This window comes from Massilia sp. 05N420 (assembly GCF_056397205.1).
This window is the reverse complement of sequence record NZ_JBFTMX010000088.1, coordinates 1-2518: the sequence shown is the minus strand read 5'-3', so window position 1 is coordinate 2518 and position 2518 is coordinate 1. Positions and strand designations below refer to the sequence as shown.

The following is a 2518-nucleotide window of genomic DNA, read 5'->3' as shown; positions in this document are numbered from 1 at the left end:
CCCTTGTTGCGCTGGTCGGTGATCGACACCGGCTCCTGGTCCTTCAGGGATTTCTTCCACTTCTTCTCGATTTCCGGATCCTTGGTGCCGATCGTGTACTCGCTGATACCGTCTACGCTCACGTCCACGTGATCGGTAGTGTAGAACCAGCCGCGCCAGAACCAGTCGAGGTCCGTGCCGGAAGCGTCTTCCATGGTGCGGAAGAAGTCGGCCGGGGTCGGACGCTTGAATTTCCAGCGGCGCGCGTATTCGCGGAAGGCGAAGTCGAACAGTTCGCGGCCCAGCACGGTCTCGCGCAGCACGTTGAGGGCGGTGGCCGGCTTGGCGTAGGCATTGTTGAGGAACTGGACCAGGGATTCCGAGTTGGTCATGATCGGCACCTGGTTCTGGCTCTTCATGTAGCCGGCGATCAGGCGCGCCTCGCCCCACTGGACCGGGAATTTCTCTTCCCAGGCTTCTTCCGCCAGGAACTCCAGGAAGCTGTTCAGGCCCTCGTCCATCCAGGTCCACTGGCGCTCGTCCGAGTTGACCACCATCGGGAAGTAGTTGTGGCCGACTTCGTGGATCACCACGCCGATCAGGCCGTACTTGGCGTTCTTCGAATAGGTGATCTCGCCGGTCTTCTTGTCCTTGGTCGGACGCGGCGCGTTAAACGAGATCATCGGATATTCCATGCCGCCGCCGACGTCGAAGTTGACCGAAATGGCGACCGGGTAGGGATAGTCGAAGGAGTATTTGCTGTACTGGTCGAGGGTGTGCACCACCGCGTGGGTCGAGTACTTGCCCCACAGCGGATTGCCTTCCTTCGGGTAGTAGGACATCGCCAGCGCATCCGTGCCTTCCTTCTTGAAGCCCTGTGCGTCCCAGATGAACTTGCGGCTCGAGGCGAACGCGAAGTCGCGCACGTTCTTCGCCTTGAAGCGCCAGGTCCTGCTGCCCTCAAGCCGGGTCTTTTCCTTGGCTTCGGCCTCGGCCTGGGTCACGATCAGCACCGGCTGTTTGGCAGTGCGGGCCTGCTTCAGGCGCTCGCGCTGGGCCGGCGTGAGCACGGCGTCCGGGTTCTGCAGTTCGCCGGTGGCGGCGACGATGTGGTCGGCCGGGACCGTCAGCTCGACGTCGTAGTCGCCAAATTCCAGCGTGAATTCACCGGCGCCGAGGAACTGCTTGTGCTGCCAGCCGTGGGCGTCGTAGTAGGCGGCCATGCGCGGGAACCATTGCGCGATCGCGAACAGGTCGTTCTTGTCGTCGAAGGTCTCGTAGCCCGAGCGGCCGTGCACCACCTTCTGGTCGTTGATCTTGTAGTTCCATTCGACCGCGAAGGCCAGCTTCGAACCCGGCTTCATCGCCTGCGGCAGGTCGATGCGCATCATGGTGCCGTTGATGACGTAACGGAGCGGGGCGCCGCCGGCATCCTTCACCGCGGTGATGTTGAAGCCGCCGTCGAAGAGGCGCGATTCCAGCATGGTGCGCATGCCGTCGAACTTCACGCCCGTTTCGGGAGTGGCTTTCGCCCAGGCCTCGCGCGACATCACGGTGGCGGTGGTGCGCGCGCCGGAGTTCGGCTTGAACAGGTTCTGGTCGAGCTGCAGCCACAGGTAGTTCAGCGTGTCCGGCGAGTTGTTGTGATAGGTGACGGTCTCGCTGCCGGTGATGGCGTGATTGGTTTCGTCCAGGCGGGCGCGGATCTTGTAGTCGRCGCGCTGCTGCCAGTAGGCGTGACCCGGTGCACCCGATGCGGTGCGGGTGTCGGTGGGCGTGGGCAGCAGTTCGTCGAGCTGACGGAACTTGTCTTCGAAAGGTTCGGCTGCGTGGGCGAGGGAAGCAACCAGGGTGAGTGCGGCGAGGCTGGCGGGCAGGCGTTTGAAATTCATGTCTCTCGTTATATGTATGTTTTTGTGGTCCCMAAATGCAGGGTGGGCACACCGTACCCACGCGGACGCCGGCATCATGCAAGCGTCACGCGTGGGCACGGGGTGCCCACCCTACGGCATTACTTGGCTGCTGCGTCGGCAGCGGCCTTGACTTCCGGCTTGGCGTCCTTGGTCTTCAGCTTCTCATTATAGTCGCGCATCATGTCGTCACCGCCACCGCGCTGCGACTTGAACAACTCCAGGCGCGACGGGGTCGCACGGCGCGGCCAGGCGTTGTCGCTCTGGTCGGTGTCCGCGGTTTCCCAGTACGGGTCCTGCACCAGGCTGGTCATCGGTTCGTCCGTGATGATCAGCTTCGTGATCTTCTTCGGGTTGTAGCGCCACACTTCGGCCGGCACGCGCTCGACGTACTTCTTGCCGCTGGCGAGCGTGATCTCGAGGATCAGCGGCGTCACCAGGCCGCCCTTGTTGCTGAAGTCGACCAGGTAGAGGTGCTTGCCTTCCTTCAGCAGCGCCTTTTCCCAATCCTCCAGGCCTTCCATCGCCTCGTTGTACTTGTTGCGGTCCTTGTTGGTGACCGTGAAGTCGTCGTGCTCGTTGTAGAAGTCCTTGAGTTCAGGATGCGCATCGACGCGGCGCTCGGCGCT

At 62.5% G+C, this 2518-nt stretch carries 1 protein-coding gene and 1 pseudogene; both read right to left on the bottom strand.

The window, feature by feature from the left end; genetic code table 11:
• Positions 1-1871 (bottom strand): M1 family metallopeptidase (locus AC1DIX_RS27320; protein WP_477328445.1); only part of this gene is annotated, 1871 nt, incomplete at its 3' end.
• A 119-nt stretch (positions 1872-1990) separates the two neighbouring features.
• Positions 1991-2518: pseudogene (locus AC1DIX_RS27315) on the bottom strand (aminopeptidase); the annotation flags it as partial.